General features: G+C 60.5%; 24 protein-coding genes and 1 pseudogene. 14 read left to right on the top strand and 11 right to left on the bottom strand.

The features are described from left to right. Positions 1-1,254, bottom strand: a complete 1,254-nt coding sequence (locus Q0K10_RS00825) for an efflux RND transporter periplasmic adaptor subunit (RefSeq protein WP_294501897.1) — start codon at positions 1,252-1,254, stop codon at positions 1-3. Positions 1,255-1,442: 188 nt separating this feature from the next. On the opposite strand from Q0K10_RS00825, the gene Q0K10_RS00820 reads away from it, so the two are divergent. The 4 genes from Q0K10_RS00820 (at position 1,443) to Q0K10_RS00805 (ending at position 4,847) form a co-directional block, all read left to right on the top strand. Further along, positions 1,443-2,843, top strand: a complete 1,401-nt coding sequence (locus Q0K10_RS00820) for an RsmB/NOP family class I SAM-dependent RNA methyltransferase (RefSeq protein WP_294501894.1) — start codon at positions 1,443-1,445, stop codon at positions 2,841-2,843. Further along, on the top strand, positions 2,840-3,319 hold the full coding sequence (locus Q0K10_RS00815; RefSeq protein ID WP_294501892.1) for a tRNA (cytidine(34)-2'-O)-methyltransferase: 480 nt from the start codon (positions 2,840-2,842) through the stop codon (positions 3,317-3,319). Before Q0K10_RS00820 ends, Q0K10_RS00815 begins: the two co-directional genes overlap by 4 nt. A 13-nt stretch (positions 3,320-3,332) precedes the next feature. Beyond that, positions 3,333-3,620, top strand: coding sequence for a hypothetical protein (locus Q0K10_RS00810; RefSeq protein ID WP_294501890.1), 288 nt, complete (start codon positions 3,333-3,335; stop codon positions 3,618-3,620). Positions 3,621-3,776: 156 nt separating this feature from the next. After that, a complete protein-coding gene (locus Q0K10_RS00805; protein WP_294501889.1) occupies positions 3,777-4,847 on the top strand; it encodes an ADP-ribosylglycohydrolase family protein in 1,071 nt (356 codons plus the stop codon). Positions 4,848-4,890: 43 nt separating this feature from the next. Here Q0K10_RS00805 and Q0K10_RS00800 read toward each other — a convergent pair whose 3' ends face one another. From Q0K10_RS00800 to Q0K10_RS00790, 3 genes are read right to left on the bottom strand one after another with little or no spacing between them, the layout of a single operon-like run. Continuing rightward, a complete protein-coding gene (locus Q0K10_RS00800; protein ID WP_294501886.1) occupies positions 4,891-7,329 on the bottom strand; it encodes a hypothetical protein in 2,439 nt (812 codons plus the stop codon). A gap of 10 nt (positions 7,330-7,339) precedes the next feature. Further along, the gene (locus Q0K10_RS00795) at positions 7,340-7,987 is read right to left on the bottom strand and encodes a type II secretion system protein (RefSeq protein ID WP_294501884.1); all 648 of its coding nucleotides are present in this window, start codon (positions 7,985-7,987) and stop codon (positions 7,340-7,342) included. Between the two features lie 22 nt (positions 7,988-8,009). Then, the gene (locus Q0K10_RS00790) at positions 8,010-8,537 is read right to left on the bottom strand and encodes a LacI family DNA-binding transcriptional regulator (protein WP_294501882.1); all 528 of its coding nucleotides are present in this window, start codon (positions 8,535-8,537) and stop codon (positions 8,010-8,012) included. A 43-nt stretch (positions 8,538-8,580) separates the two neighbouring features. On the opposite strand from Q0K10_RS00790, the gene Q0K10_RS00785 reads away from it, so the two are divergent. Then, positions 8,581-8,946 (top strand): hypothetical protein, encoded by a 366-nt coding sequence (locus Q0K10_RS00785; protein ID WP_294501880.1) that lies wholly within the window; start codon positions 8,581-8,583, stop codon positions 8,944-8,946. On the opposite strand, the pseudogene Q0K10_RS15545 reads toward Q0K10_RS00785, so the two are convergent. The 3 genes and pseudogenes from Q0K10_RS15545 to Q0K10_RS00775 form a co-directional block, all read right to left on the bottom strand. Further along, positions 8,941-9,105 (bottom strand): annotated as a pseudogene (locus Q0K10_RS15545) (GntR family transcriptional regulator); the annotation flags it as partial. The gene Q0K10_RS00785 and the pseudogene Q0K10_RS15545 overlap by 6 nt on opposite strands. A 155-nt stretch (positions 9,106-9,260) precedes the next feature. Next, complete coding sequence (locus Q0K10_RS00780; protein WP_294501878.1) at positions 9,261-10,628, bottom strand: NCS2 family permease; 1,368 nt, start codon at positions 10,626-10,628, stop codon at positions 9,261-9,263. Positions 10,629-10,824: 196 nt separating this feature from the next. Continuing rightward, positions 10,825-11,304 (bottom strand): hypothetical protein, encoded by a 480-nt coding sequence (locus tag Q0K10_RS00775; RefSeq protein WP_294501876.1) that lies wholly within the window; start codon positions 11,302-11,304, stop codon positions 10,825-10,827. 200 nt (positions 11,305-11,504) lie between these two features. Between Q0K10_RS00775 and Q0K10_RS00770 the strand changes: the two genes are divergently transcribed. The 3 genes from Q0K10_RS00770 to rfaP are packed head-to-tail and all read left to right on the top strand — an operon-like array spanning position 11,505 to position 14,231. Continuing rightward, positions 11,505-12,293: a glycosyltransferase gene (locus Q0K10_RS00770; protein WP_294501874.1), complete on the top strand. Its 789-nt coding sequence runs from the start codon at positions 11,505-11,507 to the stop codon at positions 12,291-12,293. After that, entirely contained in the window at positions 12,290-13,429 is a 1,140-nt protein-coding gene (locus Q0K10_RS00765; protein ID WP_294501872.1) for a glycosyltransferase family 4 protein, read from the top strand. Before Q0K10_RS00770 ends, Q0K10_RS00765 begins: the two co-directional genes overlap by 4 nt. Then, the gene (rfaP, locus tag Q0K10_RS00760; protein WP_294501870.1) at positions 13,413-14,231 is read left to right on the top strand and encodes a lipopolysaccharide core heptose(I) kinase RfaP; all 819 of its coding nucleotides are present in this window, start codon (positions 13,413-13,415) and stop codon (positions 14,229-14,231) included. The genes Q0K10_RS00765 and rfaP overlap by 17 nt, the downstream gene beginning before the upstream one ends. Here the strand turns inward: rfaP and Q0K10_RS00755 are convergent. Genes Q0K10_RS00755 through Q0K10_RS00745 form a run of 3 tightly spaced genes read right to left on the bottom strand, consistent with a single transcriptional unit; the run spans position 14,222 to position 18,071 of the window. Continuing rightward, positions 14,222-14,746 (bottom strand): Fe-S-containing hydro-lyase, encoded by a 525-nt coding sequence (locus Q0K10_RS00755; protein ID WP_294502018.1) that lies wholly within the window; start codon positions 14,744-14,746, stop codon positions 14,222-14,224. The genes rfaP and Q0K10_RS00755 overlap by 10 nt on opposite strands. Positions 14,747-14,751: 5 nt before the next feature. Continuing rightward, entirely contained in the window at positions 14,752-15,606 is an 855-nt protein-coding gene (locus tag Q0K10_RS00750) for a fumarate hydratase (RefSeq protein ID WP_294501868.1), read from the bottom strand. Then, a complete protein-coding gene (locus Q0K10_RS00745; protein WP_294501866.1) occupies positions 15,603-18,071 on the bottom strand; it encodes a Na/Pi symporter in 2,469 nt (822 codons plus the stop codon). The genes Q0K10_RS00750 and Q0K10_RS00745 overlap by 4 nt, the downstream gene beginning before the upstream one ends. 165 nt (positions 18,072-18,236) lie before the next feature. Here Q0K10_RS00745 and Q0K10_RS00740 point away from each other — a divergent pair, with 165 nt between their 5' ends. The 6 genes from Q0K10_RS00740 (at position 18,237) to Q0K10_RS00715 (ending at position 24,435) form a co-directional block, all read left to right on the top strand. Further along, complete coding sequence (locus Q0K10_RS00740) at positions 18,237-19,157, top strand: DUF362 domain-containing protein (RefSeq protein WP_294501864.1); 921 nt, start codon at positions 18,237-18,239, stop codon at positions 19,155-19,157. Between the two features lie 2 nt (positions 19,158-19,159). Continuing rightward, complete coding sequence (locus Q0K10_RS00735; RefSeq protein WP_294501862.1) at positions 19,160-20,740, top strand: 4Fe-4S binding protein; 1,581 nt, start codon at positions 19,160-19,162, stop codon at positions 20,738-20,740. Between the two features lie 42 nt (positions 20,741-20,782). After that, entirely contained in the window at positions 20,783-21,553 is a 771-nt protein-coding gene (locus Q0K10_RS00730) for a 1-acyl-sn-glycerol-3-phosphate acyltransferase (RefSeq protein WP_294501860.1), read from the top strand. Further along, entirely contained in the window at positions 21,546-22,328 is a 783-nt protein-coding gene (locus Q0K10_RS00725) for a hypothetical protein (RefSeq protein WP_294501858.1), read from the top strand. The genes Q0K10_RS00730 and Q0K10_RS00725 overlap by 8 nt, the downstream gene beginning before the upstream one ends. Before the next feature lie 21 nt (positions 22,329-22,349). Further along, positions 22,350-23,531: an FAD-dependent oxidoreductase gene (locus tag Q0K10_RS00720; RefSeq protein WP_294501856.1), complete on the top strand. Its 1,182-nt coding sequence runs from the start codon at positions 22,350-22,352 to the stop codon at positions 23,529-23,531. Between the two features lie 112 nt (positions 23,532-23,643). Then, positions 23,644-24,435, top strand: coding sequence for a NifB/NifX family molybdenum-iron cluster-binding protein (locus Q0K10_RS00715; RefSeq protein WP_294501854.1), 792 nt, complete (start codon positions 23,644-23,646; stop codon positions 24,433-24,435). 62 nt (positions 24,436-24,497) lie between these two features. Here the strand turns inward: Q0K10_RS00715 and rbr are convergent, their stop codons facing one another. Further along, positions 24,498-25,034: a rubrerythrin gene (rbr, locus tag Q0K10_RS00710; RefSeq protein ID WP_294501852.1), complete on the bottom strand. Its 537-nt coding sequence runs from the start codon at positions 25,032-25,034 to the stop codon at positions 24,498-24,500. Positions 25,035-25,052 lie beyond the last annotated feature (18 nt).

The following is a 25,052-nucleotide window of genomic DNA, read 5'->3' as shown; positions in this document are numbered from 1 at the left end:
TCACTTCGCGGTTTCGGTTCCGGTTTCCGCTCCGGCTTCGGCCGGCGGGACTGTTTCCGCTTTCTCATTCTTCGCGGGAGATTCCGGGGCGGCCTCTTCCGGAATGAGCACCGGCACGCCGTCGGTCAGCAGATGGTTGCCGAGGGTCGCGACAGCCCGCTTGAGATCGGGGGAGAGGATCTCAACCCGATTCCCGGAAGAGATGCCGAGTTCGACCGGGACGAATTGGGCGATCCGTTTTTCCGGGTCGATTTCAAATACGCCCTGGCGTCCGTCGCGTTTCACGATCGCATTGCGCGGGATGACGACAGCATTGTCTTTCGAGGCGAATTCAAGCCGGACGCGCACGAACATGCCGGGTTTGAGCTTCAGCTCCGGATTCGGAATCTCGAGCTGCACTTCTGCCTGGCGGGTGCCCTCTTCGAGGAGCTGGGCGATCCGGGCGACTTTGCCCTTGAATTCGACGCCCGGGTAGGCGTCGGTGGTCAGAACCGCTTCCTGCCCGGCCTTGACGTACGGATAATCGCGCTCGATCACGTAGATGACCGCGCGGAGCGGATCGAGTTCGGCGATGCTGAGGATCGACTGGTTCGGCGCGAGCAGCGCGCCCTGGTCGACGTAGCGGGCGCCGACGAAACGGGGGTTGGCGTCTCCGGGCCATTCCGCCGCGATGACGCAGTCGGCAAGTTTGAGTTTCGCATTGTCGAGGATCGCTTCGCGCCGTTTCACTTCGGCTTTCTGCATGTTGAAGGTTGCCTCCTGTGCGAAGAAGGCGGTTTCGGAGGATTCGAGCAGCGCCTGGGTCGTGGCCTTCTTCTCGTCGAGAGCTTTGTAGCGTTCATATTCGCGGCGGCGCAGATCGAGCATCACCTCGGCCTGGCGCAGCTGCGCCTGCGCGACTTCGAGGTCGGCTGCTGCCTGGTCGACGCTCTGTTTGTATTCGATGTCCTCGATTTTGGCGATCACGTCTCCGCCGGAAATGGTATCGCCGACATCGAAATGAATGGCTTCCAGACGCCCGCCGACCTTCGGCGCGACCTCATAGAGCGACCATGACTTCAGTGCGCCGGTGAAAATGCGGTGATCCTGAATCGCCGCGCGTTCCGGCATGACCGTCTCCACTGCGATTGCCGCGAGCGTGCGCGGTTTGGACTGAGCCTCCTCCCGGGTTTTTTCCCAGGCGCGGTATCCGATCCAGGCGGCTGCGCCGGCGAGGAGGATGAGAATCACCAGCCAGGTCAGTGTCTTTTTCATTTTCGTGCAATAACTTTCTTTCCTGCTCAAATAAAATGTTCGGCGACGTGGGACAGAAGAACCGGTGATGTTCCCGGATTCTTACGGGTTTTTACGATAATTCCGAACCGGATGATTTTCAACTGATTTTTATCTAAAAAAAAGCAAATCTCTTGCAAAAGGGAGGATATCGGGGTTATCTTATAAGGATGACAAAACGGTTCGTGCAGATCGGAGGAGTGTGTCGGATTGTGGCAGGCGAATTGAATGTGAAAAAAATGAAGTCCCAGATGAAGGCGGCAGGGAACGCGCTGCGCGCCGTTCTCCGGGGCGTGTTCGGGGAGGGGAAACCGGCGGATCGGATCTTGTCGGGATTCTTCCGGGAGAATCGGCAGTACGGTTCACGCGACCGGCAGTTTGTGAGTGAATCGGTTTATGCGCTGCTGCGCAACTGGGGGATTCTGCGCCGGTTTCTGCCGGAGGAGCGACGTGCGGAGCTGGAGTCGGGCACGATCCGGATCGGCCGGGCGGAACTCGATGCGCTGCTGTTTGCCGCGCTCTATCTGGAAGGCATGAACCTCCCTGCGGCGGATCTGCTTGCAAAGGAGCTCGGAATCCCGTGGCCGAAGCCGGATCCGGACCACCCATCGCCGTTTCTGGCAAAAGCGGAGGCGCTGGGGAGGGCGTTCGGTACGAAATTGTGTTTCACGGATCGCGATTTTGTGCCGGAGTGGGTCTTTTCTTTGCTGCCCGGGGATTTCCCGGCGGAACGGTTTCTGGCGGACCTGCGGCGCCGTCCGCCGATGTGGCTGCGCCTCCAGTCTCCGGACGTTGACCGCATCGCGGCGGAGTTGCGCAGCTGCGGAACGAAGCTGCTGCGTCAGGCGCGAATTCCGAATGCGCTGGGCATTGTGAATCCGAAGGTCAATTTGTACACGCTCGAATCGTTCCGGCGCGGAGAGTTCGAGGTGCAGGATCTGGCGAGCCAGTGCATCGGGCTCGTCGCCGCGCCGAAGCCGGGCGAACGGTGGCTCGACACATGCGCGGGAGCGGGCGGTAAGACGCTGGAACTCGCGGAACTCATGAAACGTTCCGGCACGGTTGTCGCCTGCGACGTGCGCGCCTACAAGCTCGACGATCTGCGCGCCCGCGCGCGCCGCGCCGGATTTCCGAACATCATGACCCGCGCCTGGGACGGCAAACCGTTCCGCGGGAAACAGGCCGGGCAGTACGACGGCGTTCTTGTGGACGCTCCGTGCAGCTGTTCCGGTGTCTGGCGGCGGAATCCGGACGGCCGCTGGACGCTTTCGCCGGAAGCGGTCGGCGAGGCGGCGGAGCTGCAGAAGAAGATTCTCGAATCAGCGGCGACGGCGGTTCGTCCGGGCGGAGTGCTGGTTTACGCGACCTGTTCGCTGTTTCCGCGGGAGAACGCGGAGGTGGTCGAGGCGTTTCTTGCGGCGCACGAGGAGTTTCAGCTTGAAGTGTTCGCGCATCCGCTGACGGGCGAACCGTGCGGCGGGATGCTTCAGATATACAGCTTTGACGGCGACTGCGACTCGATGTTCGTTGCGCGCATGCGGCGGCGGAGCGGCGGGGAGGAAGAGGCATGAAACCGTTCAACATTGTTCTGGTCGCACCGGAGATTCCGCAGAACACGGGGACGATCGGGCGGCTCTGCGTTTCGACCGACACGCGGCTGCATCTGATCAAACCGCTCGGGTTCTCGCTCGACGAGAAGCATCTGAAGCGGGCGGGGATGGACTACTGGCCGCACCTCGATCTGACGGTTTACGAGACGTGGGAGGAGTTTCTTGAGGCGAATCCCGGGGCGTTCATGCACTTCATTTCGACGAAGGGGCGCACGAGTTACTGGGACATCCCGTATCCGGAGGGGTGTTATCTTGTATTCGGACGCGAGTCGAGTGGATTGCCGCCGGAGTTTTACGAACGTTACCGGGAACAGCTTGCGGTGATTCCGATGGAGGGAAAATTCCACCGCAGCTTGAATCTTGCGAATGCGGCAAGTATTGTATTATATGAGGCATTGCGTCAGGCCCGCGTCGGCGGTGCCGTAGCAGGAGAATAGATAAAGGAGTTTCATGAGCCGGGATTTCGGGAATTACGTCACCTGCGGCATATTGGCCGTGTTGTTCATCATGTTTCTGCCGGTGGTTTTGTTGCTGATCGTGGTTCTTGCGATCGTGCAGCTGCTGACCGGGCGGCGGTTGATCCGCATGAACCGTTGGTATCAGCGGCAGGCAGAACCAGAGCCGCCCGCTCAGGAGGAACTGGAACGGGAGGTCCGTGCGAGCGAAGCGATCATCGACGCCGAAGTCGTCGATCTGCCCGACGAGCCGCCCGCCGGAATCGAAAACCGCGATCGCTGATTCGCCGGTGCCCGTTTCTCTCAGATCCGGCTGAACTGCGAATTCGGGGGGGGGAACGGTTGTCGACATGCTGCCCGGCCGGATTGTCGATGGCCCGGTTTGATTTGATTTCCATTGTGAACATGATATATTGAAGTATCGCAACGGAGAATGCCAATGGAAATTGACGATCGGGAATCTCGCGTGACCGGGCTGCTGCTCGGATGTGCTGCCGGAGATTCGCTCGGGCTGCCGGGGGAGCGGCTGGGGCGGAAACGCTGGGCGAGTCGCTTCCCTGGACCGCTGCGGCAGCGGTTTCTCTTCGGTCATGGCATGGTCAGCGACGATACGGAGCTCTCGATCCTCGTCGCGCAGGCGGTGCTCTCTTCGGCGGGTGATTCGGAGAGTTTTCTGCTCTCATTGAGCTGGCGATTGCGTTACTGGCTGCTTTTTCTGCCGGGCGGCTGCGGCTGGGCGACGTTGCGCGCCGTGCTGCGGCTGTGGTTTGGAGTTTCCTGCCGGGAGAGCGGCGTGAAGTCTGCCGGCAATGGGGCGGCGGTACGCAGTGCGGTTCTCGGCGCGTTGTTTCCGGATCCGGTTGAACGACGGGATTTCGTGCGGCTTTCGACGAGGATGACGCACCGGGACGAACGGGCCTATGTCGGGGCGCTCGCAGCAGCCGAGATGGCGGCACTGACGTTGCGGATTCCCATCGGGCGGAAGCCGGAGCAGGAAGAGGTTTCCGCCCGGTTGCGGATGGCCGCTTCCGGTGACGCGGAATGGACGGAACTCGTCGATCGGATGGAAACCGGCTGGAGAAACGCGATGACAGTCGAGGCGTTCGCCGATTCTCTCGGACTGGCGAAAGGTGTCTCCGGTTACGTTTATCACACGGTTCCGGTCGCGGTCTACGGCTGGTTTCTCCACTACGGCGACGTGACTGCGACGCTCGAATCCGTGATCAAATGCGGTGGAGACACCGACTCAACCGGTGCGATTGCCGGTGCTCTTGCCGGGGCGGCCGCCGGGGAGAGCGGAATCCCTCCGGAATATCTCGACCGTATTTGTGACTATCCCTGGTCGGTGACATTTCTGCGGCGGCTGGGTGAGCAGCTTGCCCGATTTTCCAAAGGGGTTCCGGCGACGGTGGTGCCGACCGCCTACTGGGCGATTCCATTCCGGAATCTGCTGTTCGGCGCGACGGTGTACGTCCACATTCTTCTGCGGCTCCTCCTCTTCTGGCGATGAAAAGAAGAGTCGCAGCGATCGACGTCGCGAACAGGAATGCCTCTCACTTGTCAGCCGGCGTGATTTCGAGGAAGCAGAGCGCGTTCAGTTCCATCTCGAGTTCGAGAGTGAGACGACCGCTCTCGAGCCGGAATGCCGTAATTGGTTCGGCTTTGAGCTCGTTTGCTTTCCGGAAACCGGAAACGTCCGGCTGTCTTTTGTCTGTCGGTTTCCCCTGTCGGACGAATTCCGCGAACGAATTGGCCCGGGAACTGTCTACACGGGTCGCGCTGATTTCGATTTTCCGGTACGGTTTCGGCAGCTTGACTTCGAGCCGGAGTTTTGCCGGAGAGGCGGCTGCGGGCTGCCGTTCGTCGAACGAGGTGATCAGTATCCGGATGGCGTCCTCCTCCGGCGTGATACCGGCGAGGGCGTCGAACGGTTCGTTTGAACTCTCGACCTGCAGGCGTCGGCAGTCGGTCAGGCGGTTCAGCAAAATGACACTGTTGAACACCGGTTTGGGTATTCCTGTCGAGGTGAAAAGCCCGAGTCCGCCTTTGAAGTGTTTGTTGTCCCACGCCCAGAGAAAGTCGCAGACACTGAAAAAGTACGCGCGTTCGATCCCGTTGTCCAGAAAGCATTTGACAGCGCGGACGTTGAATGCGGCCGCCGTCGCCTGATCGAGTTTGGTGTCGCTCATCGTATTGGCGTTGTATTCCGTCAGTCGGAGAGGACGACGATCCATCGGCGGATTCTGCGCGGCGATTTTGCGCATGAGCGCGATTCCACCGGGAAACGCATCCATGGAGTTGACGAATCCCCCGTAGAGATGGAACGAGATGAAGTCGATCTTATCGAGCTTGCCGAGAGTTCGCGCTTTCTCGAAGATGTTGAAGAACCACGGCGTCGGGCCGGCCGCGCTCATCGTGCCGATGTCGAGATCAATCTTCTCCTCCTGCTCAATGGCGGTCAGCGTTTCGAGGTAGGTGCCGAAGATCTCGGTGAATTCCGTATCGGTTCCGCCGAAGAATGCCGAGGCGTTCGGTTCGTTCCAACACTCGAAGCTCCAGCGTTCCACGGTTTCCCGGCCGTAACGGGCGAGCCAGTGTTTGACGATCTCTTTGAGAATTTCTCCCCAGATTCTCCGGTCGCGCGGCGGATGGATGTTGGTGAAAGCGTCCGGTTTTCCGGTCGGTTTCACGGAGAGCTGATCCGGAGTCGGTTCCACCGTGAATGTCAAGTCATACTTCAAATCGCGGACCACATAGTCGAGAAGTTGGTCGGCCAGGGTGAAATCCAGCTGGAATTTACCGTCCGGAGTGAGCGACTTCACGATTTTGAGTCCCTGCATGCAGCCGCGCAGCCGAAGATGACGTACTCCGCTTTCCCGAATCCGGGCGAGTGCATACCGCATTTCGCGGTGACAGATGTCGCTGGCGTAGGACATATCCGCCGCCTGCCAGATCGGCGGGAATTCATTTGCAGGACGGCGGGCGTCGATCTTCATTGTTCCCCGGGTCTCGTCGTAGGGAGCTCTGCGTACCGCGCTGCCCTGCCGGATTGCACAGGTCATCCCCACTTGAAACGTTCCGCTCGCGCCGTCGAAAACCCGGATGTAAATGGCGAAACTCTCCGTCTGGCGCGAGACTTCTCCCGGTTCAAGCGTCATTAGATGGAACTGCCACGGTTTGTCGCCCGGTTCGAGCGGACTCAGGTCCCGGTGTCCGATCTCTTTGCCGTTCCGGTCGAACTGAACGATCTGGATGGTCGCATACGCCCAGCCGGGTTTGTCTTTGCCCTTGACCAGATTCTGCTGACGGAGCCAGGCGCCGATGAGAATCTTCTCCCCGTTGTACGGGAATACCGGGGTCGTTACGGTTCCGGCGCCGTTCAGTTCAAGCAGTCCGCCGCCGCCGGGACCGCCGGAGGAAATGAGCCGGATGCCTTTGCCATTTCCGGAGTAGGGGAGATTATCCCAATCGCGTCCGCCCCGGTGTACGATCCAGTGATCGCGGCCGAGCGCGTTCTGGAAGAGGGGGTCGCCCGTGAGCAATGCTCCTTCCACAGCAAGCGAGAGTTCCAGAAAATCGAGTCGAAGCGCTTTCTCCGAAGTGTTTGCAATCCGCAGCTCGAACCGGTCGCAGTCACCGGGCAGTCGGGCAGGGAGGAGGGTTTCGGCAAAAGCTCCGCCCCGGCAGCGGACCGGGATCGTTTTGATCTCATGGGTCCCGCGGAAAAATCCCAGGCATACGTCCAGTTGTCCGGAGGCATTTCCCCGCACCCGGAGCGTTCCCTCCGTCAATGGCAACCGTGGTGTTCTTACGGCACTTCCCGGCGGCAGTTCCAACTGCCGGTCGCGAATTGACGGAGCGGGGTTTTCGGATGGAATCAGCAATTCCGGCCAGTCGTTCCGGGAGAAGTCCGGTCGCAATCGGATCAGGTCGGCAGCGGGAACGATTGTGCAGACGAATAAACACAGCAGCGCTAAAGAAAATCGACTCATTTCCGTTCTCTCAGTTGTTGGGGTCGTTCATCATTTCCAGCGTGATCTCGTCGATCTGGAGCGAAGTCGCGTGTCCGTCGGCGAAAAGTCCGTTCATGGTGTTGTTGTGGCAGAATGCCCCATACTGTTTCAACTGAGAGTAGCGCAGAGACTCTCCATTGCGCGGGGCGGAATTCTGTCGGTTCTCGTATCCGGTAGGTGCGAACCGGCTCTCCATGACCAGGATTTGCCGGGATGGCTGCGGCAGCCGGCTCAGCTTGTAAAAACGGTCGGTCCCCTCGTAACTGTTGCAGAACGCACGCCATTGGTTGTGGTTGACCCGGCAGTAGGTGATGTCGACGGTTTCCGGCTTTGGAGCTTCCTGCAGATTGGTCTGGCAGATCCAGATTTGTTTCCTGGGCAGATATCCGAGAAGTCTCAGATTCCAGTACCACCATTCGGAGGGCTTATATCCGGATTTCCAGTAGCCGACGATCCATGAATCATAGTCTCCCGCGTAGAGTTCGATTGCGAGTCCGATCTGTTTTTCATTGTTCAGACAGTTGGTTTTTCTGCTTCTCTCACGCGCCTGATTCAGCGCGGGAAGCAGCATCGACGCCAGAATGGCGATAATTGCAATCACGACAAGAAGTTCGATCAATGTGAATTTTCGCTTCATAGGGGTGACTCCTGTTTGATGATTAACTGGTTTTCCGGACCACGAGAGTGGGCTGGATGATATGGACCGTGTTGATCGGCAGCGGACGCGGCAGATTGCGCGTGAGGATTTCAAGTGCGTTGCGGAGCTGTTCCGAGTAAGGCTGCCAGATATGGGAGATTTCCAGATTCAGTACGCGCGACGCGATGGCCGGATCGTCGTAAAGGATGAGTGAGACATCTTCCGGAATCCGGATCTTCTTTTCACGGAGTACATTGACCATGCCGATGAACGCCCAGTCACCGCGCACGATGAGTCCATCGAAAGTCTGTTTTTCATCCAGTAACCGGCGGATGGCTTCCGCTCCGCTTTCGATGGACATGGGGTCGATTTCGTAATGGCGCCGCGCTGCGGGAGAGGAGTCTATGCCCGCTTCGTCCAGCGCCCGGTTGAACCCGGTCATCTTGTCCCGGTTGACCTTGATGTCGAGCGAATCGTGGAAGAAGATGAGTTCGCGCCGCCCGCGGTCGAGCAGATGGCTGGTCGCCAGAGACGTTATCGATGGCGGCATACGAGATCTCCCGGTCATCGCACGGCTCCTGCAGAGCCACAAAGTGGCGGCGCTCCTGTTCGAGCAGGTCGAGTTCTGGTGCGGTCAGCTGCCGCGTGAAAATCAGTCCGTCGAAATCACACAGCCGGATTCCCTGCCGCGCGAACGCCCCCATGAAATTGACATCTCTCGGCTGCACGACGATGAAATTCGCCGAAAAGTCGAGCGTGTTTCCGTTCTGAAGCAGGCCGTGCATCAGATGGGAAAAATAGGGATCTACTCCCTGAAAAAAGGGATCATCGTAAGTCGCATCCACGACGAGGGCGATATTTCTGCGGCTGGAGAACCGCACCCCCTCGCTGCTGATGTAAGTCCCGTCACCGCGCACGCGCCGGATGAGTTTGAGCTCCTGAAGCTGCCGCAGGCTTGAGCGGACGGTGATTCGTGAGCAGTTATGCGCTTTCGCCAGTTCTGACTCTGAGGCCAGGCGGGATCCATGCTGGAGTTCCCCCCTCCGGATCGCATCGTAAAGATAACGGAATAACCGTTCGCTTTTGTTGAGTTCCCGTTGTTCCACGCCGTCGTACATGGATCGAATCTTTCTGTTTGATTTCCATGTTAATTATACCACGGGGAAACGTTCGAGCCAAGAGCTTGTTCTGTAAAAATCGCATTTTATATAACCAATCATACTTCTATATAACAACTTGCCCGGGAATTCTTGTGGATGCGGTGGCTTTCCGGTTATTTTCCGTTCAGCAGGATGAGGTAGAGAATCAGGAACGCTGCGGAAAGATAGGAGAACCAGTTCAGATCCCGGATTTTTCCGCTGCCGATCTTGATGAACGGATAGAGGATGAGGCCGAGGGAGATTCCGCCGACGATGCTGTTGCTGAACGGGATTCCCGCGAAGATCAGGAACGCGGGAACCGCCTCGGTGTAGTCATCCCATCGGATTTCGGAGACGGAACTCATCATCATGACTCCCACGACCACAAGCGCGGCCGAGGTGACCGGCGGATATCCCGCGATCGCCATGATGAACGGCGAGAAGAACATCGCCAGCAGAAAACAGATTCCGATCACCACGGCGGTCAGTCCGGTCCGGCCGCCCGCCTCCGCTCCCGCGGCACTCTCGAGATAGGAGGTGACGGTGCTCTGTCCGCAGAGAGCGCCCGCCACGGTTGCGGTGGCATCGGCGGCGAATACCCGTTCGAGTCGTTCGATTTCGTTGTTTTTATTGAGGAGTTTCGCGCTGGTCGCCACCCCGAGGACGGAGCCCATCGTGTCGAACATGTCCATGAAGAAGCAGATGAAGATCAGCGGCAGCAGCTGGATGATGTGCTGAAAAACCGTGACGACGTCGGCCTTGAGTACGAGCGGCATCGGATTGGCCGGCATTCCGACGATGCCGGAGAACTGGATTTTTCCGCAGAGAAACGCGACGAGTCCCGAAGCGAGAATCCCGAGCAGCACGCCGCCCTTGACCTTGAAATGGTGCAGAATCGTGATGGCGACGACTCCCGTGAAGAAGATGAGGGAAGCCGTATCGGTCACGGCGGTTTTGAGTGTCATTTGTCCGTTGGTGATGTCGATGATGCCGCCGTTCCGGAGTCCGAGCATGGCGATGAAGAGGCCGATTCCGGTCACGATGCCGTATTTGAGGGAGGGACTCAGCGAGGTCAGCATCCACTTCCGCAGTTTCGTGAACGAGGTGACGAGGAAGATGACTCCGGAGATCAGTACGACGCCCATCGTGGTCTGCCAGACGACCGGATCGCCCATTTTCCCGCCGGTGGCGGCGGCACAGCCGCCCATGACGCCGAAGAGGATGAAGAAATTCGTCCCCATGCCGGGGGCGAGTCCGATCGGATAATTGGCGAGCAATCCCATTAAAATCGTGCCGAACGCCGAGGCGATGCAGGTGGTCGTGAGCAGCGCCCCGAACGGCATTCCGGTCGGCGTCCCGGTCATCTGCCCGGAGAAGAGCGCAGGCTGGATGCAGATGATGTACGCCATCGCCGCAAAAGTCGAGAGTCCGGCGATGACCTCGGTTTTCATCGAACTGTTGTGAGCGGAGTAATGAAAGAAACGGTCGAGAAAACGATTCATGATTTCAGCAGCTGTCCCCGGTTTGGTTGGATCGTCGATCGCGAAAACGCTGCTTTACTATAGACGCTTCCCCGGGAAATTGCAACCCGGGAAATACTTCCCGGCGAGTCCGGAAACAGGTCTTTTTTTGCGGGAGTTCGACGGAGAAGAGGCTCCCCCCGGGCGCGCTGCACGGGGGGCGCAACGTTTTGCAATTTTATTGGAAGATGAGGATCGAAACGGCTCCCTCTGCGAATTTTCCGATGGCGACCGCTCCTTTCGCGTACCAGCCGATGGCGACTGCTCCCTGGGCGTTGGTTCCGATGGCGACCGCTCCGAGCGCCGACCAGATTCCGATGGCGAGTCCGCCGACGGCCAGTCCGAGCGAGAGCGCAACCCCGCCGACTGCGAACAGAAGAGCCGCTGCGATTCCGCCGATGCTGATCCCGCCGATCGCGCCGCCGCCGAATGCGACGACTCCGATCGCAACCCCGCCCGCTGCGATTCCGCCGCGCGCAACCCCGCCGAGCGCAATCACGCCGGTGGCGATGTCGCCAATGGCGATGATCCCTCTGGCGCGGCCCCGTTTCTCATCCTTTTCCGGATCCGGCCCGATCGCGATGTCGTAGAGCGGCAGCCCGAACAGTTTCTTCTCCGAACGCTTCCGCAACCCTTTCGTGCAGCACATTTGATTCATGCCCCGACCTCCTGCGGCTGATGATGAAAAAGACCCGGCTCCTCTTTCCGGTAAGGAAAAATAATGCAGAGAGGAGAAAAATGCAAGGTCGATCCCGGCGGATGCGGAGTTTTTTTTCCGCAGCTGCTTGTCAAACCGGAAAAGCAAGGGTATATTATCGAAAAAGAGTAACACGCAACCAGGGAATTCCTTACGGAAAGATGCAGAAACCGGAAGTCACCATCATCATTCCGAATTACAAGACCGCGGGGCTGACGAAGCTGTGTCTGCGTTCGCTGCGGCTGCATACGAACCTCGAACGGATCAAGGTCATTGTCGTCGACAACGACTCCCGGGACGCCTCGACCGAATATCTGCGCAGCGTTGAGTGGATCAACCTCATCGAACGGCCCGCCGTCCCCGGCGAAACCGGACCTCAGATGCACGCCCGCGCGCTCGATCTCGCACTGGCGGAGGTCGATACCCCTTATTTCATGGTGATGCATACCGACACGATCGTCATCAACGATCTCTGGCTCGATTTTCTCATCAACCGGCTCATCGCTTCTCCGAAAATCGCGGGAATCGGCAGCTGGAAGCTTGAAATCGTCTCCCCCTGGAAACGGTTCGGCAAAGGGTTCGAAACCTTCTTCCGCCGTCTGCTCGGTCGGAAGAGCAACAAGGAGGTCCGTTACCTGCGCAGCCATTGCGCGATGTACCGCACGGCTCACGTGCGTCAGGTCGGGCAGGGGTTCTTCGACGACACCACCGCCGGAAAATCGCTCCATCTTGCCCTCGTGAAGGCCGGATTCGAGATGTATTTCATTGAATCGGCCGAACTGATGAAATTCATCCGGCATCTGAACCACGCGACGATGATCCTGAATCCTCAGCCGAAAGACCGCAAAACCTCGAAGCCCGCCGCAAGGCAGCGCATCGAACGCGAACTTGAATCGCTGCATTACCGCGAGATCCTGGCCGACGATTCGCTCGACAGGTTGCAGGCATGAGGCTGCTCTTTCCGATCTTCCGCTATTTCCCTCACGGGGGGCTTCAGAGCGACATGCTGCGGATCGCAGAAGCCGCACTCCGGCGCGGTCATGAGGTCACGATCGCCACAATGGCGTGGCAGAGTGAAGATGCCCCGCCCGACGGCATTGTGCTCAAACTGTTCCCCGCGCGCGGCTTATCCAACCATGCGCGCGCAAAACACTTTGCCGCGGAGATCGGGGCGTTCGCGGCCGCCGGGCGGTTCGACCGGGTCGTCGGATTCAACCGGCTGCCCGGGCTTGACCTCTATTTCGCGGCGGACAACTGTTTTGCAAAGAGTGCGGCGGCGCGCCACCCGAAGTGGGTGCTGGCGCTTCTGCCGCGTTACCGGACGTTCCTCGCTCTCGAGCGGGCGGTGTTCGCGCCGGAGTCGAAGACGCGGATCCTCTGCCTGACGGAACGGCAGAAGCGGGAGTTCGTCGAAGTTTACGGCACACAGGAGGCGCGGTTCACGCTGTTGCCGCCCGGAATCTCTCCCGCGCACAGACGCCCGGAGAATGCGGAGGAAGTGCGCGCTGCCAAACGGGCCGAACTCGGGGTCGCTCCGGAAGAGACGCTGCTGCTCGAAGTCGGTTCCGGCTTCCGGACGAAAGGGGTCGACCGCACGCTCGAAGCATTTGCCGCCCTGCCGGAGGAGCTGCTGAGAAAGACGAAACTGTTCATCGCCGGGCGCGAGTCGAGCCGGAAGTTCGAATCGCTCGCGCGCCGGTTGAATCTGGCCGGCCGCGTGACGTTCGGCGGCGGCCGCGACGACGTCCGGGAGCTGATGCTCGCGGCCGATCTGCTCGTCCACCCGGCGCGCAATGAGGCGGCGGGGAATGTTCTTGTGGAAGCGATTGCGGCGGGAACTCCGGTTTGCTGCACGGAGAACTGCGGCTTCAGCGGCTACGTGGCCGAGTCGGGCGGAATGGTGCTGCCCGGGCCGTTCGACCAGGCGGCGTTCGCGGCGAAACTTGCGGAATTGCTGTCGATTCCCGGGCGGCTTGACGTCATGCGGCAACAGTGTGCGGAATATGGTCGGAACGCGGATTTCTACCGTCGCCCGGAGGCGGCGGTCGATGCGATCGAGGAGGCGGCACATGGCGCAATTCATTGATCTGGCCCCGGAATTCGAGCGGGCATGGCAGGGACGCGATCCGTTCGAAGCGGTCGCGGCGATCGAAGGCGAGGTGTTCCGCCACGTCAAGAGCCGCCGCACGTTCCGGTTTGAACTCGAAGGGAAGGGATATTTCGCGAAGGTTCACCACGGCGTCGGCTGGCGCGAAATCTTCAAGAACTGGCTGCGCTTCAAGAAGCCCGTGCTCGGCGCGCGCAACGAATACGAGGCGCTTGCGCTGCTGCACCGGGTCGGCGTTGACACGATGACTTCACACGCCTGCGGCTGCCGGGGTACGAATCCCGCGAAGCTCGAGTCGTTCCTCGTGACCGCAGAGCTGAAAAATATGACGAGCCTCGAGGATCTCTGCCGCGACTGGCCGGCACATCCGCCCGCGCCGCGGTTCCGCATCGGACTGACGCGGCGGCTCGCAACGATGGTGCGGACGATGCACGCGGCGGGGCTGAACCATCGTGACTGCTATCTCTGCCATTTCCTGCTCGACAACGCGACGCGGGACGAAGCGCTGCCGCACTTGTATGTCATCGATCTGCACCGGGCGGAGATCCGTTCCGCCGTGCCGTACCGCTATCGTGTGAAAGATGTGGCCGGGATCTACTTTTCAAGCATGGACATCGGACTGACGCGGCGCGACCGCTGCCGGTTCATGAAGCTCTACAGCGGCAAATCGCTGCGGCGGACGCTCGAGGAGGACGGCGCATTCTGGCGCGCGGTCGAACGGGCGGCGGTCTCTCTTTACCGTCGCGAACAGATCCGCGCCCGCCGCCGCGCTCAGCGATAGAGCGTTTCGCCGTTCGCGTCGGTCGCGACGACGAGCGGAAAATCCTCGACTTCGAGCCGGTAGATCGCCTCGGGTCCGAGATCGGGAAACGCGACGAGCTCGCACTTTTTCACGCACCGGGCGATGAGCGCCCCCGCACCGCCGGTGGCGGCGAAGTAGACCGCGCCATATTGTTTCATCGCCTCCACAACCGGGGCGGTGCGCGCTCCCTTGCCGATCATGCCGCGCAATCCGCACTCCGCGAGCAGCCGTGGCGAATAGGCGTCCATGCGGTAGCTTGTGGTCGGACCGGCGCTGCCGATCGGCATTCCGGGTTTCGCGGGGCAGGGGCCGACGAAGTAGATGACCTGTCCGTCGAGGTCGCACGGAAGCGGTTTCCCCTCGTCGAGCAGGGCGACGAGCCGCTTGTGCGCCTGGTCGCGCCCCGTCCAGATCACGCCGGAGAGCAGTACGCGGTCGCCCGCTTTCAAACTCCGCACCGTTTCGAGCGAAAGAGGAGTCGTCAGTTTGATCATCGTATTCACAGTTCCACCTCCGCATGGCGCGCCGCATGGCAGTTCACATTGATCGCGACCGGCAGACTTGCGATGTGGCACGGGAAAAATTCGATGTGCACGGCAAGGCTCGTCACCGAACCGCCGAGTCCCTGCGGCCCGACGCCGGTCGCGTTGATTTTTTCGAGGATCTCCGCTTCGAGTTCGGCGTAGCGCGGATCAGGATTCGGTTCGCCGATCTTGCGCAGCAGAGCCTTTTTCGCGAGGAACGCGGCTTTCTCAAATGTTCCGCCGATGCCCATGCCGACCACGGTCGGGGGGCAGGGGTTGCCGCCCGCCTTGCGCAACGTCTCGACCGCGAAATCGACCACGCCCTGCCGTCCGTCGGAGGGTTTCAGCATCCGGATCGCGGACATGTTTTCCGAGCCGCCGCCCTTGGGCGCGAGCGTGATGTGGAGTTTTTCCCCGGGAACGAGTTCGAGATGGATCACCGGAGGCGTGTTGTCCTGCGTGTTCTTCCGGTCGAAAAGCGGGTCGTTCACGATCGACTTGCGCAGAAAGTGTTCGCGGTAGCCGCGCGCGACACCCTCGCTGATCGCCTCGTAGACCGTGCCGCGATCGAAGCGGACGCGGTCGCCGAGTTCGACGAAACAGACCGCAAACCCGGTGTCCTGGCAGAGCGGCATGCGCTCCTCGCGGGCGATGCGGGCGTTTTCAAGATACTGCGCAAAAAAGTCGCGCCCGAGTTCGGACGTTTCGCGCGCTTCCATCTGCCGGAGACGGTCGAGCACATCCGGCGGCAGGTCGCAGGCGGCTTTGCCGCAGAGATCGGCGACGGCCTCGGCGACGGCTTCAAACGATACGATTCTGTAATCACTCATTTCTGCAACTCGATATAGTGTTTCTGAATTTCCGGCGTACGTTCCGCGATGTTCGTGAGGCGTTCGCCGATTTTGGTCATTTCGCCGAGCATCTCGATGAAGATGACGGCGTTCGCAAGCTGGCACTTGCCTTTGCGCAGCCGCTCGGTGTGGGCGTCCTCGAGTTTCGCGGCCATCTTCTGGAGTCGCCGTTCATCTTTCAACGCGAACTTGACCTGTTCGGGATTCGTGCTGCCGAGCGCGGAGATCGTGTTGCGCGCCTGGTCGTCGAGGACGTTCCAGAGTTTGCGCAGATCTTTCTTGCCGGAGAGCGAAACCTTTTTCCCGGTTTTGAGCAGCCGGTCGGTCAACTGGAGGATGAGCGCGGTGTGGTCGGCGATCCGTTCCGCATCGTTCGTGCAGTGCATCAGCAGCGGAACGAGTTCCGACTGCGGCTCGGTGAGGGGCCGGCGCGTGATCTGCACGAGGTAGGCGGTGACTTCGGCCTGCATGGCGTCAATCCGCTCCTCGGCTTCGGCGAGCGCTTCGTACTTCTCCTTGTCGGAGACCCCGGCGATGAAGTGCATGTTGACCGCCTGATCGACCATCTTCCAGGCGTCCTCGACCATCGTGTGAATGGCGGAGACCGCCTGCTTGAGCGCGATCGACGGCGTGGCCAGCAGGTTCGGTTCGAGGGGCTGGATGTGGATCTTCTCATCGGCCGGAATCGGCAGCAGCCGGTTGCAGAGCTTTGCGAACTGGCTCAGGAACGGCAGCAGAAGCACGACCACCGCGATGTTGAAGAAGGTGTGCGCCATGGCGATGTGGCGTTCGATGTTCTGCGGATCAGGCGCAAACACATTGCCCGGCGTGATTTCGTTGATGAAGTAGAGGAAGATCGGAATCCGCTGCGGTCCGAACGGAACGTAGAAGAGCACAAGCATGAGCAGCGCGCCGAAGACGTTGAAGAGCGTGTGAGCCAGCGCGGCCTGTTTGGCCACCCGGTTGGCCGTGAGCGATGCGAGCTGAGCGGTGATGGTGGTTCCGATATTTGTGCCGATGAGCAGCGGAACCGCGGTCCAGAAGTTGATGAGCCCGCCCGCGGCGAGCGCGAGCACGATGCCCATCGCCGCCGAGCTCGACTGGATCAGCACGGTCGCCACGAGCCCGATGAGGATCGCGCCGAGCACCGCTCCGATCGGCATCCAGCCGCCGATGGAGGCCGGCGTGCAGTCGAACCAGCGAAACGCTTCCCGGAATCCCGGGAAATCCGCGAGCAGCTTGAGTTCGTCGGACATCAGCGTCATGCCGAAGAATAACAGCCCGAATCCGAGGATCGATTCTCCCCACCCCTTGGCGGTGCGTTTTTTCGAGAGCGTGATGACGAATCCGATCGTGATCGCCGGCAGTGCGAGTCCGGAGAGGTTGAACGAGATGATCTGGGCGGTGACGGTCGTACCGATGTTCGCGCCGAAGATGATCCCGATCGCCTGCGTGAGATTCAGCAGACCCGCGTTGATGAAGCCGATGACCATGACCGTCGTGGCACTGGAGGATTGAATGACGGCGGTGACGAGCGTTCCTGCCAGCACTGCGACGATGCCGTTGCGGGCAAAGAACTGCAGCACTTTCTTCATGTTCTCTCCGGCGATTTTCTGGATGCCGTCGCCCATGAGCTCCATGCCGAAGATGAAGAGCGCAAGCCCGCCGAGCACGGCGATCACGACCGAGAGTACGTTGAACCCGAGCAATTTGATGGTCTTGTTCTGAATCAGGAATCCCTCTTCGGGATTCACGACGCTGATTCCGACGTTGTAGATGCCGGTTTTGTCTCCGAGCTGCACGTCGGTTTCCGCGACCCCGTCGGCATTGGTGACGGCGACGGGGGTGAGGATCTTCGCCCTGGAGCTGGCGCCTTCGCTCGTTGAGAGCAGATCGAAGTTGACGGCGACGCCGGCGGCGGGGGACCCATCGGGCTTCACGAGTTTGACCGAGAGCGGTTCCGTGGTGACCGAACCGGTTTTGTACTGCCGTTCATCGCCGTCAATTTGCATGCCGGTGATGAAACGCAGCGTGATGCTTTTGCCGGGATGATCCTTCGGAATGACGCGCAAATACTGGTCGCCCGTGTTTTTCCCGGCGGTGACTTTGAACGTCACGCCGCCGCCTTCGTCGGTCGTGACGGTCGCGGGTTCCACCTTGAGGTCGGAACCGTCGGCGGGTTCGAGGAAGACGACAGCTCCCGCTGCGGGAGCGCGACTTCCCTTGCCCCCGAGCATGCCCGGCTGCTGCGGGCCGAGAAGTTCGAGTTTGACCGGTTTCGCGAAGGGGCTGCCGGGGAGGGTGCACTGTTCCGCGCCGTCGACGACCCGGATTTTGTCGACGGTTGCGTCGGCGGATTCCCCGCAGCCGGCACCGAGCAGAAGCAGCAGACCGGCGATCAGTGTGAGCGAGTAAGACTTTACAGCCCGGAAAAATGGAAACATGGTTCTTTCCCTGATTGTTGTTCGCACTGTGATACGGTTCTATACTATACTCCTGAAACGGCGGATTCTCAAGTTTTCGAGGCTCTTTTCTTGTAAAAAGAGGGGAAGCGTGCTATAATTTATACAGTTTTCATTGTCCGAACAATTCTGCACGGAGGTCTTGTCATGGAGCGACGCGATTTTTTGAAGGGTGCAGCGGTTCTCGCCGTGGCGGCGGGAGTCGCCGGAAAACTCGGTGGCGCTGAAAAACGGGGAGGCGCTTCGGAGACGGAGGGGAAAAGCCCGGACTTGGTGGCTCTGCGCGGAGAATCCCCCGCCGACATGTTTGATACCGGAATCACCCTCTTCGGCGGGATCCAGGCGTTTGTGAAGCCCGGACAGAGCGTGGTCATCAAGCCGAATATCGGATGGGATCGTCCGCCTGAGAGCGGCGCGAACGCGAATCCCGGCCTGGTCGGGCGCATGGTGAAGCGGTGTTTCGAGGCGGGTGCGAAGGAGGTGTTCGTCTTTGATCACACCTGCGACAACTGGGTGAACAGCTATTCGACCAGCGGAATCAAGGCTGCGGTCGAGGCCGAGGGCGGTACGATGGTCTCCGGCGCCGTCGAGGAGGATTACCGCGAAATCGATGTGCCGAAGGCGCTGCGGATGAAGAGACCGAAAGTTCACCGGCTGATTCTCGACTGCGACGTGTTCTTCAATGTTCCGGTGCTGAAGCACCACGGCGGCGCGAAACTGACCTGCGCAATGAAGAATTTCATGGGGCTTGTGTGGGATCGCCGTTTCATGCACGCGAACGACCTTCAACAGTGCATCGCCGACGCGAGCCTGATCCGGCGGCCCGACCTGAATGTGGTCGATGCCTTCCGGGTTATGAGCACCGGCGGGCCGCGCGGCAACGCGAATTCGGTCGTCCGCAACATGAAGAGTCTGCTGCTCTCGCGCGACATCGTCGCGGTGGATACGGCCGGTGCGCGCCTGATCGGTTTCCCGCTTGAAACGATCGCACATATCAGGAACGCGGAGAAACTCGGGCTCGGCACAACGAAACTCAATACGCTCGACATCCGGAGGATCATGCTTTAATCATGTGGAAATACCGTCTGCTTAAAACGCTGCGCGTCCTCATCTCGCTGCTGGTGCTGCTGAGCTTCGCTGCGGGATTCTCCTCGTTGCACCGATTTGCCGCGAATGCGGCGAAGGGGGAGTTTCTGCCGGCGCTGCTGCGGATGGTGACGCAGCTTTCGCTGATTTCTGCTGTGTTTTTTCTGGTGATTGTGGCGGTTACGCTGCTGGTCGGGCGGCTTTACTGTTCGTTCTGCTGTCCGCTCGGGGTGCTTCAGGACATCGCTTCCCGGCTCGGGAAACTTCTCACGTTCAACAAATTGAAATATCGGACGATGCCGGATTTCCGGCGGACGCGGATCATCGTGCTCGTCATTCTGATCTGCTGCGCGGTTGGCGGCTGGATGTTTCCGCTCGGGCCGCTCGACCCGTATTCGCTCTTCGGACGGAACGCGGCCGGGCCGGGTCAGGCGCTCTTCACGGAGGTCAACAACGAGCTTTACGGGCGGATCGAGGCGATTCAGCCGCTTGAGCCGCGGCCGGAGTTCCCGCCGGCGCTGTCGGTGTTGTCCGGGGTGATTCTGCTGGGGATTCTGCTCGCGGCGGTCTGGCGGGGGAGGGTGTTCTGCAACACGCTCTGCCCGGTGGGGGCGCTGCTCGGAGTGCTGTCGAAGCGGGCGTTTGCGCCGCTGCGGCTCGACCCGGAGAAGTGCATGAAGTGCGGCATGTGCGTGAAAGTCTGCAAAGCCGGGTGCATCGACATCCGCGGGCGCGAGCTTGATGCTGCGCGCTGCGTCGGCTGTATGAACTGTGTGAGTGTCTGCCGCTTCGGTGCGCTCGGGTTTCATCGCCGTCCGAAGGCGGCGGAACCGGAGAAAACGGCGGAGGCCGCGGATGTTTCTGCCGAGACTCCGCTTCCCGACAAGGGGCGGCGCACGTTTCTCGCCGCCGCGGGCGTTTCCGGCGTGGCAGCTTTCTTTGTCGGGCGCCTTGCCGGAAACGCCGGGAAACTGCAAACTCCGGCGAATGGGGTTCCGCCGGTGATGCCGCCTGGCGCCGGGAACCGTGACGACTTCAACCGCCGCTGCACAGGGTGCGGCATCTGCATTGCGAACTGTACCGGGCACACGCTCAAGCCGGCGTTTCTCGAATACGGGCTGGCCGGGATGGGGCAGCCGCGGTTGTCGTTCGAGATCGGCAAATGCGAATATGAGTGCCGCAAATGTTCGGATCTGTGTCCGACCGGGGCGCTGCGCAAACTGTCCGCGGAGGAGAAGCGCCGCTGCCGGATCGGCGAGGTGCACTATTACCGGGAGCGCTGTGTGGTCGTGACCGACGGCACAAGCTGCGGCGCGTGTGCCGAGCACTGTCCGACCGGTGCATTGCAGATGGTTCCGTACAAGGGACATCTGACGATTCCGCATGTGATCCGGGATCTGTGTATCGGCTGCGGCTGCTGTCAATACATCTGCCCGGTCATGGATGAGGCGGGGAAGGCGGTCATGATTCACGGGGCTGCCGAGCAGACGAGCGCGGCGGATCCGCGTACCGTGCTTGAGCAGGCACAGCCGGTTCAGGCGGAGATGGAAGAGTTCCCGTTCTGACGGGGTGTAAAGCAACGGGAAAAAAGGGCGTTCGCAGAGGGTATGATCAGAAAATTTTTTCGCAGACTGTTTCGGTTGTTCAAGGTGATCTGGTGGTTTGTGGTATCGAGTTGCCGGGTTCACCGCGACCAGAAGGGGCGGAGCGGCTGGGATGCGATCGCGTGTTCGGCGCGGCATGCGCGGGAGTGGGCACGCGGTTCGGCGGAGATTGCCGACTTTGAACTTGTGGTTCATGGAGATCCGGAGCAGTTTCCCGGCGGGTTGCTGGTCAGCAATCACCAGGGATACCTCGATATTCTGACGCATGCGGCGATCTTCCCGATCCGTTTTGCTCCGAAGCAGGAGATGCGGCGCTGGCCGATACTCGGGCCGTTTGTCGCGCAGAGCCATCCGATCTGGATCGACCGCACGTCGCGCCAGAAGTCGAAGGAAGCTGCCGGGGAGATGATTGCGACGCTGGAACACAAAATCAATCTGCTTGTTTATCCCGAGGGCACGAGCACCGATGGCGAACATGGACTTCTGCCTTTCAAGTCGACGCCGTTTGAGGCGGCGGTGGAGGCGAAATGCGCAGTCCAGCCGTTGCTGACGTTTTTCAGCAGCGACGATCCCGGCGCGTATCCGCTCGCATGGTACGGCCATGCTGCGCTGCTGCCGCATGTCTGGAAGGTTCTGGGACTTTCTCATGTGCGCGCGGATGTGTATGTTCTCCCCGTCGTGGAACCGGTTCCGGGGGAGACCCGCAAGGAGCTGGCTGCGAGAGTGTATGAACTTATGCAGGCTGAATACAGAAGGATCAAGGGACATGACTAAACCGGAGAAACTGCTTCGCGGAATGGTCGGCGCCTGGGAGATGCTGATCGATTTTCCGCTGCCGGACGGTTTTGTGCGGAAGTTCGGCGGGCGGGTGGATGCAACCTCGAAGCTGGAAGGTTTTCCATTGGTCGGGGTTGCGATCGGTCTGCTGCTGGCGTTTGCCGCGGCATTTTGCGCGCTGGTGTTCAAGCCGTTGGCCGGGTGCGTGATATTTGCGATTCTTGCGACCGCGTTTCTGGATTTGAAGGATTCGGGGCGTGGACTGGCGCTTCTGACCTGCGGTCTGCTGCTGCGGCAGCGCGGAGTGCCGTTGCGAGAGTCCCTGCCGGGATTGACGGGGGACTGGAGCCGGATCGGCAATCCACTCGCGGCGGTTTTCGTTTCGTTGTTGGAGGTGGGCAAGGCGGCTTTGTTGTTCGCGCTGGCCTTTTCCGGGGCGAAACTCTGGATTGTGGTGATTCTGGCGGGGGCTTTTACCGTGCAGGGGATGCTTGCGCTGGAACCGGATCGCGAATCGGGGATTCCGCTGCTGCCGGTTCCGCAGGAGAATCGGCGGCGCGGTTGGTGGATTGCCGGTATCATCGGCCTCGTGCTGCTCGCTTTTTTCCCGTTCGGTGTGATTGTCGCCGGAGCGGCGGTCTATTTTGCCTCGACCGGATTTGCCGGTTTTTTCCTGCGCAACTTCAATGGAGTTTCGCCGGATCTCATCACGCTGGCCGGGGCGTTGACGGAACTGCTGCTGTTGATCGTCGGGGTGCTGTTCGCTCTTTGAATGTAGAATGGGGATTGAACGATGCGGGAGAATTTTGAGAAGAGTTACGATCTGGTTGTGATCGGCGGTGGAGTGGCCGGAGTCGCTGCGGCATTGGCCGCGGCGCGCCGCGGCCGCCGGGTGGCGCTGGTTGAGAAAACGGTTCTCTGGGGAGGCCTGGCGACAACCGGGATCATCTTCATCTATCTGCCGCTCTGCGACGGCAACGGCACGCAGGTCACGTTCGGGATCTCCGAGGAGCTGCTCAAAGCCGGCATGAAGTACGGTCCCGGCGACATCCCGGCCGGCTGGAAGGAGGGGCGCAATCTCCCGGAGGAAAAACGTTACCGCACGGTGTTTTCTCCGGCATCGATGGTGCTGGCGCTCGATGAGCTCCTGGCGGAGTCGGGCTGTGATCTCTGGCTCGACACACTGCTCGTCGACGCGGAGTGTCGCTCGGGACGGGTCGAATCGGTTACGGTGGCGAACAAGTCCGGCACGGGGAAACTCCGGGCGGCGGCATTCGTCGACGCCTCCGGGGACGCCGATCTGGCCTTTTATACGGGAGCTTCCTGCCCGGTGGCGGCGAATGCGCTTGCCAGCTGGACGCTGGAGTATTCCGAGCAGGGCGGCGGACATCTGCTCGCTCCGACGATCCGCGCCTCGATTGTCGGCGGGTCGGTCGATCCGGATTTTACGGTGCCCGGCGTCAACGGCCGGATGGTCAGTGAATTTGTGATGGCCGGCCGGGCGGAGTATCGCCGGAGGCTCTCCGAAGATTATGCGTCGGGGAAGTCGAACCGCTGCACGCGCTTTCCGCTGAAGGTTCCGGCGATGGCGGATCTGCGCCATACACGGCGGATCGACGGGGAATTCACGCTTCAACCCGGCATGGAGTGGCAGGCTTTCGAGGATTCCATCGGCGTTTGCGCGGACTGGCGAACCACCGGAAAAGTGTGGGAACTCCCGTTCCGTGCGCTGCTGCCGAAGGAACTGGAGAATGTTGTTGCGGCGGGACGCTGCATTTCTTCGCACGGCGACGCGTGGGAGGTGACCCGGGTGATCCCTGTTGCGGCGTTGACCGGCGAGGCGGCGGGAATCACTGCCTCGCTTGTGGCGGAGCGGTGCTGTTCCGCGCATGAACTTCCGGTTGCGGAGGTACAGCTCGCGATGAAACAGGCCGGAAACCCTGTTCACATTTCCGAACTCTATCCCGGGAGGTAAGCGGGGTTTTTTCCCCGCCCTCGCAGATATTCGCTTTTTCCTGATTTGACTTTGTGGAAAGTTCTGTTATATTATGTGCATATGCACGAAATAACAGAGAGGGAATCCCATCATGCCGCGCAATCGGAAGTGTCGCCGGGTCTGCCTGGATCCGGAGTGCCGGATGTTCCGGGGGGCTTTGCGGAAAGCTCCTGTGGAGCTCCGGCTCGACGAACTTGAGGCGTTGCGTCTGGTCGATCTGGAGGAACTCGATCAGCTTGAGGCAGCGGCGCGGATGGAGATTTCGCGCGGGACGCTGCAGCGGTTGCTCTATTCCGCGCACAGGCAGGTTGCGCTCGCGCTGACCACGGGGCGCAGCATCGCGATTTCGGACGCGGGGGAGGAGGTTGCCGCCCCTGTCGGATGCGACGCTTCCGCCTGCCGTTTCTGCTGTCGAAAACATCCGGGGACGGCGCCGGGCCGCCCGCCGGAAATCAGAAAGAAAGGAAATATCATGATTATCGCTGTCACCTGTGAGAACGACAATGTGTTTCAGCACTTCGGCCACACCCCCTCCTTTGCACTTTTCACGGTCGAGGACGGCCGGCTGACCGGGCGCGTCGATGCGCCGACCGGTGAAAGCGGCCACGGCGCGCTTGCGGGCTTCCTGAAAGAGCGCAACGTCGATGTGTTGATCTGCGGCGGCATCGGCGGCGGTGCGCAGCAGGCGCTCGCAAACTGCGGAATCAAGCTCGTCGGCGGCGTACAGGGCGATGTGACCGAGGCCGTCGGCCGGTATCTTGCCGGAACGCTTGAAGCCGATCCGGATTTTACCTGCAATCACCACGGTCACGGCCATGAGCATGGCGAAGGGAATTGCCACAGCCACGGGGAAGGGCACTCCTGCCACTGTGGAAAACACTGAGCGGATTGCTGTGCAGAAAAAAGCCCCGGAGAACCAGTTCCCCGGGGCTTTTTGATCAGAACTTAATAGTTCTTCGCTTCGATTTCGAAGAAGGCCTTCGGTTTCTTGCAGACCGGGCAGACTTCCGGAGCCTTGGTCCCGATGTAAACGTGTCCGCAGTTGCGGCACTCCCAGCGGTTCTCACCGGTGCGAACCCAGACTTCATTCTCCTCGACGTTCTTGAGCAGCGTGAGATAGCGCTCCTCATGGCGTTTCTCAATGGCGGCAACGCGTTCGAACGTACGGGCAAGCGCGGTGAATCCCTCCTGCTCGGCGACTTCGGCGAAGTTCTTGTACATCTCGGTCCACTCGCCGTGTTCGCCCTCGGCGGCGGCTTTCAGGTTCGCCGCGGTGTTGCCGATCAGCCCGAGCTCCTTCGCCCAGAGCTTCGCGTGCTCCTTCTCGTTGTTCGCGGTCAGTTCGAAGATCGCAGCGATCTGCTCGTAGCCTTCCTGACGGGCGACTTCGGCAAAGTAGGTGTACTTGTTGCGCGCCTGGGACTCCCCGGCGAACGCGTAAGCGAGGTTTTCGGCGGTCTTGCTGTTCTTGAGTTCGGCCATTTTCTTTTCTCCTGTGTT

The sequence above is a fragment of the uncultured Victivallis sp. genome (genome assembly GCF_944391105.1).
Classification (GTDB): domain Bacteria; phylum Verrucomicrobiota; class Lentisphaeria; order Victivallales; family Victivallaceae; genus Victivallis.
This window is presented reverse-complemented; position numbering and strand designations above follow the sequence as displayed.

Bases quoted from the DNA above. Each gene is read 5' to 3' on its own strand.
- Q0K10_RS00825 (WP_294501897.1), bottom strand. From the start codon at position 1,254: ATGAAAAAGACACTGACCTGGCTGGTGATTCTCATCCTCCTCGCCGGC.
- Q0K10_RS00820 (WP_294501894.1), top strand. From the start codon at position 1,443: ATGACAAAACGGTTCGTGCAGATCGGAGGAGTGTGTCGGATTGTGGCA.
- Q0K10_RS00815 (WP_294501892.1), top strand. From the start codon at position 2,840: ATGAAACCGTTCAACATTGTTCTGGTCGCACCGGAGATTCCGCAGAAC.
- Q0K10_RS00810 (WP_294501890.1), top strand. From the start codon at position 3,333: ATGAGCCGGGATTTCGGGAATTACGTCACCTGCGGCATATTGGCCGTG.
- Q0K10_RS00805 (WP_294501889.1), top strand. From the start codon at position 3,777: ATGGAAATTGACGATCGGGAATCTCGCGTGACCGGGCTGCTGCTCGGA.
- Q0K10_RS00800 (WP_294501886.1), bottom strand. From the start codon at position 7,329: ATGAGTCGATTTTCTTTAGCGCTGCTGTGTTTATTCGTCTGCACAATC.
- Q0K10_RS00795 (WP_294501884.1), bottom strand. From the start codon at position 7,987: ATGAAGCGAAAATTCACATTGATCGAACTTCTTGTCGTGATTGCAATT.
- Q0K10_RS00790 (WP_294501882.1), bottom strand. From the start codon at position 8,537: ATGCCGCCATCGATAACGTCTCTGGCGACCAGCCATCTGCTCGACCGC.
- Q0K10_RS00780 (WP_294501878.1), bottom strand. From the start codon at position 10,628: ATGAATCGTTTTCTCGACCGTTTCTTTCATTACTCCGCTCACAACAGT.
- Q0K10_RS00775 (WP_294501876.1), bottom strand. From the start codon at position 11,304: ATGAATCAAATGTGCTGCACGAAAGGGTTGCGGAAGCGTTCGGAGAAG.
- Q0K10_RS00770 (WP_294501874.1), top strand. From the start codon at position 11,505: ATGCAGAAACCGGAAGTCACCATCATCATTCCGAATTACAAGACCGCG.
- Q0K10_RS00765 (WP_294501872.1), top strand. From the start codon at position 12,290: ATGAGGCTGCTCTTTCCGATCTTCCGCTATTTCCCTCACGGGGGGCTT.
- rfaP (WP_294501870.1), top strand. From the start codon at position 13,413: ATGGCGCAATTCATTGATCTGGCCCCGGAATTCGAGCGGGCATGGCAG.
- Q0K10_RS00755 (WP_294502018.1), bottom strand. From the start codon at position 14,746: ATGATCAAACTGACGACTCCTCTTTCGCTCGAAACGGTGCGGAGTTTG.
- Q0K10_RS00750 (WP_294501868.1), bottom strand. From the start codon at position 15,606: ATGAGTGATTACAGAATCGTATCGTTTGAAGCCGTCGCCGAGGCCGTC.
- Q0K10_RS00745 (WP_294501866.1), bottom strand. From the start codon at position 18,071: ATGTTTCCATTTTTCCGGGCTGTAAAGTCTTACTCGCTCACACTGATC.
- Q0K10_RS00740 (WP_294501864.1), top strand. From the start codon at position 18,237: ATGGAGCGACGCGATTTTTTGAAGGGTGCAGCGGTTCTCGCCGTGGCG.
- Q0K10_RS00735 (WP_294501862.1), top strand. From the start codon at position 19,160: ATGTGGAAATACCGTCTGCTTAAAACGCTGCGCGTCCTCATCTCGCTG.
- Q0K10_RS00730 (WP_294501860.1), top strand. From the start codon at position 20,783: ATGATCAGAAAATTTTTTCGCAGACTGTTTCGGTTGTTCAAGGTGATC.
- Q0K10_RS00725 (WP_294501858.1), top strand. From the start codon at position 21,546: ATGACTAAACCGGAGAAACTGCTTCGCGGAATGGTCGGCGCCTGGGAG.
- Q0K10_RS00720 (WP_294501856.1), top strand. From the start codon at position 22,350: ATGCGGGAGAATTTTGAGAAGAGTTACGATCTGGTTGTGATCGGCGGT.
- Q0K10_RS00715 (WP_294501854.1), top strand. From the start codon at position 23,644: ATGCCGCGCAATCGGAAGTGTCGCCGGGTCTGCCTGGATCCGGAGTGC.
- rbr (WP_294501852.1), bottom strand. From the start codon at position 25,034: ATGGCCGAACTCAAGAACAGCAAGACCGCCGAAAACCTCGCTTACGCG.